Source organism: Tsukamurella sp. 1534, from assembly GCF_000312385.1.
Lineage (GTDB): Bacteria > Actinomycetota > Actinomycetes > Mycobacteriales > Mycobacteriaceae > Tsukamurella.
The window spans coordinates 1,532,329-1,538,438 of sequence record NZ_HE997626.1; the positions used below are offsets into that span (position 1 = coordinate 1,532,329).

Annotated in this window: 5 protein-coding genes; all 5 read left to right on the plus strand. The window is 71.6% G+C overall.

Annotated features, from left to right (window positions below; translation table 11 throughout):
• The first annotated feature begins 8 nt into the window (after nucleotides 1-8).
• Nucleotides 9-1,289, plus strand: a complete 1,281-nt coding sequence (locus tag BN39_RS07470) for a glycosyltransferase 87 family protein (protein ID WP_019201755.1) — start codon at nucleotides 9-11, stop codon at nucleotides 1,287-1,289.
• A complete protein-coding gene (locus BN39_RS07475) occupies nucleotides 1,279-2,514 on the plus strand; it encodes a threonine/serine exporter family protein (protein WP_019201756.1) in 1,236 nt (411 codons plus the stop codon). The genes BN39_RS07470 and BN39_RS07475 overlap by 11 nt, the downstream gene beginning before the upstream one ends.
• Before the next feature lie 85 nt (nucleotides 2,515-2,599).
• Nucleotides 2,600-4,069: an alkaline phosphatase gene (gene phoA / locus BN39_RS07480; RefSeq protein WP_040765999.1), complete on the plus strand. Its 1,470-nt coding sequence runs from the start codon at nucleotides 2,600-2,602 to the stop codon at nucleotides 4,067-4,069.
• Between the two features lie 135 nt (nucleotides 4,070-4,204).
• Nucleotides 4,205-4,750, plus strand: coding sequence for a hypothetical protein (locus BN39_RS07485; RefSeq protein ID WP_019201758.1), 546 nt, complete (start codon nucleotides 4,205-4,207; stop codon nucleotides 4,748-4,750).
• Between the two features lie 51 nt (nucleotides 4,751-4,801).
• Nucleotides 4,802-6,110, plus strand: a 1,309-nt coding sequence (locus BN39_RS07490) for a DNA polymerase III subunit gamma and tau (protein WP_019201759.1), incomplete at its 3' end; no start/stop codon positions are given.

Genomic DNA, 6,110 nt, shown 5'->3' on the forward strand with positions numbered 1-6,110 from the left:
TCGCGCCGGTGGCGGACGAAATCAGCCGGCGGTTCCCCCGCCAGTGGTGGGTGCTGGGCCTCTTCGCGCTCGCGGCGGGCGTCGCGGTGTGGCAGCAGTTCGTGCGCATCCCGTTCTCCACGCCCATGTACGGGCTGTTCCACAACCAGATCGACGCCGAGGTGTACCGCAAGGGCGGCGACATCGTGGCGCACGGCGGGGCCGGACTGTACGACGGTCCGCTGCTCAACGACATCCTGCCGTTCACGTACACCCCGTTCGCGGGCGTGCTGTTCGTGCCGCTGAGCTGGATGTCCACCGACGTGCTGCGGTGGGTGTGGACCATCGCGATCATGCTGGCCCTGCTGGCCTGCTTCCTGATCGGCTTCCGCCTGCTGGGGTTCGCCCGCGACGGGCGGGTGTGGTTCGCCGCGGTGTGCCTGACGCTCGTCGCCACCGTCCTCGAGCCCGTGCGCACCACCATCTGGTTCGGCCAGATCAACGTGTTCCTCATGCTGATCCTGCTGTGGGACCTGGGGCGGCCCAAGGGCGCCCGGTTCAAGGGGTTCAGCATCGGCATCGCGGCCGGCATCAAACTGACCCCGGCGTTCTTCCTCTTCTACCTCGTGGCCACGCGGCAGTGGCGGGAGGCGCGCAACGCCCTCCTCACGCTGGCCGGGACCGTCGCGATCGGGTTCATCGTGATCCCGAAGCAGTCCTGGCAGTACTGGTCCGGCACCTTCCTCGACGCCAACCGGGTGGGCGAACCGAACCAGGTGGGCAACCAGTCGATCAACGGCCTCATCGCGTTCCTCACCCACGCCGAGCACCCGTCGACGGCGCTGTGGCTGCTCGCGGCCGTGCCCGCGGCGCTCGCGGGCCTCGGCATCGCCACCTGGGCGTACCGCCGCGGACACGTCCTCCTCGCGATCACCGTGGTGGGCATGACGGCGTGCGCGGTCTCCCCGTTCTCCTGGGGGCACCACTGGGTGTGGATCGTGCTGCTGCTCCTCGTCCTGCTCACGCCGGCACTGGTGGCCACCGACTTCCAGGGGCGCCTCCTCGGCATGATCGCGCCGCTGGCCCTCGTGGCCGCGACGTTCATCTGGGTCACCTATTTCCCCACCCTGCAGCCCCTCGGCGTCGACGACGTCCACGACACCTACGCCATCGGCATCTTCCTGCGGCCCGTCGACGATCCCGTGCTCAAGGTCCTCGCGAGCGGCGTGTACGTGTGGATCTTCGTGGCCACCCTGGTCGGGAGCGCGGCCTTCCTCGCGCGGTCGGACCGGTCGCGCCGTGCTGCCTGACGCCGGGTCCGATCCCGCGGCCGAGCACCGCCGGCTGCTCGCCTACCTCGGCGCCGCACTGATCGCCGGCGGCCAGCCCGTGCACGAGGTGGAGTCCGAGGTCCGGTCCGTCGCCACCGCGCTCGGGCACCCGCTGACGCAGGTCGGCGCCACCCCCACGGGCCTCACGCTCGGGCTCACGCCGGGCGGGCCCGCCACGTTCGAATCGGTCGACGGTCCGCTGCGGCTCGAGCAGTCGGCCGTGGTCAACGACGTGCGACGGGGCCTCGTCTCCGGCCGCGTCACGCCCGACGAGGCGTTCGGCGCGCTCGGCTCGTTGCGGTCCCTGCCGCACAGGTTCCCGCGCTGGATGCAGGACGCGTCGTGGTCGATCATCGCGGTGGGCATCGCGATGGTGCTGCAGCCGGGCTGGCCGAACATCGCCGCGGCCGCGGTCGGCGGCGTCGCCGTGATGCTCCTGGTCTCGCTGGCCGGGCGGGTGCGCCTCGCGGCCACGCTGCTGCCCACGATCGCCGCGTTCGTCGTGGCCACGGGCGTCTTCGCCGCCGCCCAGGCGGGCTGGCTCGACGGTCCGCTGCGCACCCTCCTCGCGCCCCTGGCGGTGCTGCTGCCCGGCGCGCTGATGGTGACCGGGATGTCCGAGCTCGCAGCGGGCGCCATGGTCGCGGGTGCCGCGCGGCTCACCTTCGGCGTGGTGCAGCTGCTGCTCTTCTCGCTCGGCGTGCTCACCGCGACCACGCTGCTCGGAGTCGGCGCGGACCTGCTGGTGAACGAGCGGGTGAACCAGCTCGGCTGGTGGGGGCCGCCCGTCGGGCTCGCGCTGATCTGCGTGGGCCTCTGCTTCAACGAGGGCGCCTCGTTCCGCATGCTGCCCGCGATCTCGTTCGTCGTGGCCGCGGCGTTCGGGGCGCAGGTCGCGGGGCAGGCGATGTCCGGCCCCGTGCTGGGCGGCTTCCTCGGCGCGATCGCCGGCAGCCTCGGCGCCTCGGTGGTCGCGTACGTGTGGCCCACGCTCCCGCGACTCGTGGTGTTCCTGCCCGCCTTCTGGGTGCTGGTGCCGGGCAGCCTGGGCCTGCTGTCGGTCACCTCGCTGGGGATCGATCCGGGGCAGGGCGCGCGGACCGCGGTGGAGGTGGCCGCGGTGATCTCCGCGCTGGCGCTGGGGCTGCTGTTCGGGTCGGCACTGGCGCAGGCCCTCGCGACCAGGCTCCCCCGTCGGGAATGACCGGTGTGACCGGCATCTCCGTCGCCGCATCAAAAGTTCATCTGGCTAATGATAGATGTTCAAACACATATGCTGTCATGCATGAATGACTGGAATCGACGGTAGGAAGACGCGGGTCGCGGCGGCCCTGAGCATGGTGTCCGTGCTGGCCCTGGCGGCAGCGTGCGGCGGCGACGACACTGGCCCGGGCGTGAACGGCGACACCGCCGCGAAGGTGGAGATCAACCGCGACGCGGCCGGCGACATCACCGCGAACGGCGGCGCCCGCCGACTGGACGGCGATCAGACGCGGGCGATCGCCGATTCGATCCAGCGGTCGAAGGCGAAGAACGTCATCCTCGTGATCGGCGACGGCACCGCCAACCAGGAGCTCACCCTGGCCCGCGACTACCAGTGGGGCGCGGGCGGCCAGATCCCCGGCATCGACCAGCTGCCGCTCTCCGGCGACTACACCACCTACTCGCTGAACAAGGACACCAAGAAGCCGGACTACACCACCGATTCGGCGGCCTCCGGTTCCGCGTGGGCCACCGGCACGAAGACCTACAACGGCGCCGTCGGCGTCGACGTGAACGGCAAGGCCCAGCGCTCGATCCTGGAGATCGCCAAGGCCAACGGCCGCAATACCGGCAACGTCACCACCACCGAACTGCAGGACGCCACCCCCGCCGTGCAGGTGGCGCACGTCGCCCAGCGCAAGTGCTACGGCCCCGTCGAGACCAAGGAGAAGTGCGCCTCGGACGCGCTGTCCAACGGCGGCCCCGGCTCGATCACCGAGCAACTCCTGGCCGCCCGCGCCGACGTGACCCTGGGCGGCGGCTGGAAGACCTTCCAGCAGACGGCCGACGCCGGCGAGTACAACGGCAAGACCCTCGAGGTGCAGGCCAAGGAGCGCGGCTACCAGATCGTCCGGTCGGGCGGCGAGCTCGACGGGGTCACCGAGGCGAATCAGGACAAGCCGGTGCTGGGCGTGTTCGCCGACGGCAACCTGCCGCGCCTGTGGGACAAGGCCACCGCCACCAAGGAGGGCGGCGCGGAGCCGGCCGTCACCTGCGCGCCGAACCCCGCGTTCGGCGCCACCCCGAAGCTCCAGTCGCTCACCACGAAGGCGATCGACCTGCTCAAGGGCGACAAGGGCTTCTTCCTGCAGGTCGAATCCGGCTCGGTGGACAAGGCCAACCACGACGCCGATCCGTGCGGCCAGATCGGCGAGACCGTGCAGCTCTCCGACGCCGTCACCGCCGCGCTGGAGTTCGCCAAGCAGGACAAGGACACCCTGGTGATCGTCACGGGCGATCACGCCCACACCAGTCAGATCGTCGAGACCGGTTCCGTGACACCGGGTCTCACCCGAACGCTGAACACCAAGGACGGCGGCCTGCTCACCGTCAACTACGGCACGTCGCTCGAGCCGGGCGAGGAGCAGCACACCGGAGGCCAGGTGCGCATCGCCGCGTACGGTCCCGGCGCCGCCAATGTCACCGGCCTCACCGACCAGACGGACCCGTTCTTTTACATCACGGATGCCCTGGGCCTGGATCGCGCGAAGCAGTAGGGCGGTGTGGCCGTTCGTCCATCAGGACGCCCTGGGCCTGGATCGCGCGAAGCAGTAGGGCGGTGCCGCGCCCCTTCTCCGGCGACGTTCCGCCCGCTAGCGTGGACGTCGACATCGCAAACTCTGGGGGAAGCCATGTACCCGTACGCGCCACCCGTCCCGCGCCTGTACCGGGCGCTCGCGCTCGTCCAGGCGATGATCGCCGCCCTCACGCTGCTGGGTGCGGTCATCTACTGGATGGCCAACGCCTCCTACGAGGGCTCCGCGGACGCGTACCGCGGCACGTACACCGATTTCATCGGCGTCTACCTGCTGGCGCCGCTCGCGGTGATGCTGGTGATCGCCCTCGTCGCCCTGGTGGGCCTCGCGGTGTTCGTGGCCCGCGGGTCGCTCGGGGCCCGCGTCGCGAGCTGCTGCGTGTGGGCGGTCCTCATGGCCGTCGGCCTGGTGGCGGTGCAGGTCCATCCCGCGTACGTGCTGGTGCTGTTCGTCGCCCTGTGCATGCTCCTCGCCCTCGCGCTGGCGGACCGGCTGTCCGTCGGGCGCGGGGCGCCGACGGTGCCTCCCCCGCCCGGAGGCACCGTCGGACCCGGCGGATTCCCCGCGGGCCGGTTCCCGGCCGAGCCCCCGGCGCAGGGGCACGACACCGGCTCGTTCCCGCAGCAGCCGAGCGGCTCATGACGGACACGGCCGTCTCGCGGACGTGTCACAGGGCACCGGTAGCCTGAGACCGTGGCTCTCTACCGCAAGTACCGTCCAGCGACGTTCGCCGAGGTCGTGGGGCAGGAGCACGTCACCGAGCCGCTGAGCACCGCGCTCGATTCGGGCAGGATCAACCACGCGTACCTGTTCTCCGGCCCCCGCGGCTGCGGTAAAACGTCGTCGGCGCGCATCCTGGCCCGTTCGCTCAACTGCGAGCAGGGCCCCACCTCCACGCCCTGCGGCGTGTGCAACTCGTGCCTGGCCCTGGCGCCCGGCGGCCCGGGCAACCTGGACGTCACGGAGATGGACGCGGCCAGCCACGGCGGCGTGGACGATGCGCGCGAGCTCCGCGACCGCGCCTTCTACGCCCCGGCGGAATCGCGGTACCGCGTCTTCATCGTGGATGAGGCGCACATGGTCACCCCGCAGGGCTTCAACGCGCTGCTGAAGATCGTCGAGGAGCCGCCGGAGCACCTCATCTTCATCTTCGCCACCACGGAGCCGGAGAAGGTGCTCACCACCATCCGCTCCCGCACCCACCACTACCCGTTCCGGCTGCTCGCCCCCAACGTGATGCGCCCGCTGCTGGAGAAGATCACGGGCGCGGAGCACGTCACCGTGGAACCGCAGGTCTACCCGCTGGTCATCCGGGCGGGCGGCGGGTCACCGCGTGACTCGCTGTCGATCATGGACCAGTTGCTCGCGGGCGCCGGGGCGGAGGGCGTCACCTACCAGCGCGCGCTCGGCCTGCTCGGCGTCACGGACACCGCACTCATCGACGCGGCGGTCGACGCCCTCGCGGCGTCCGACGGTGCGGCCCTGTTCGGGGCCGTGGAGCGGGTCATGGAGGCGGGCCACGATCCGCGCCGCTTCGCCACGGACCTGCTCGAGCGCCTGCGCGACCTGATCCTGTTGCACACGGTTCCCGACGCCGCGGATCGCGGACTCGTAGACGTGCCGATCGACGTCCTGGAGACGATGCGTGGGGAGGCCTCCCGCCTGGGCCTCGCCACCCTGACCCGGTGCGCCGAGGTCACGCACGCCTCCCTCGCGGAGATGCGCGGCGCCACCTCGCCGCGCCTGTTGCTCGAGGTCATGTGCGCCCGCATGCTGCTGCCCGCCGCGGACGAGTCCCAGGCCGCGCTGCTGCAGCGCATCGAGGCTCTGGAGAGCCGCCCGGCCGGCGCCGCCCCGGCCGCGCCCGCTCCGCAGGCGGCGGCGTCCCCGGCACCGTCGGCACCGCCGGCGCAGGCCCCCGCACCCGACGGTCCGGCTCCCCGGTTCGTGCGCCCGAGCCAGCGCCAGGCGGAGGCCCCCGCCGCGCCGGAACCACAGGCAC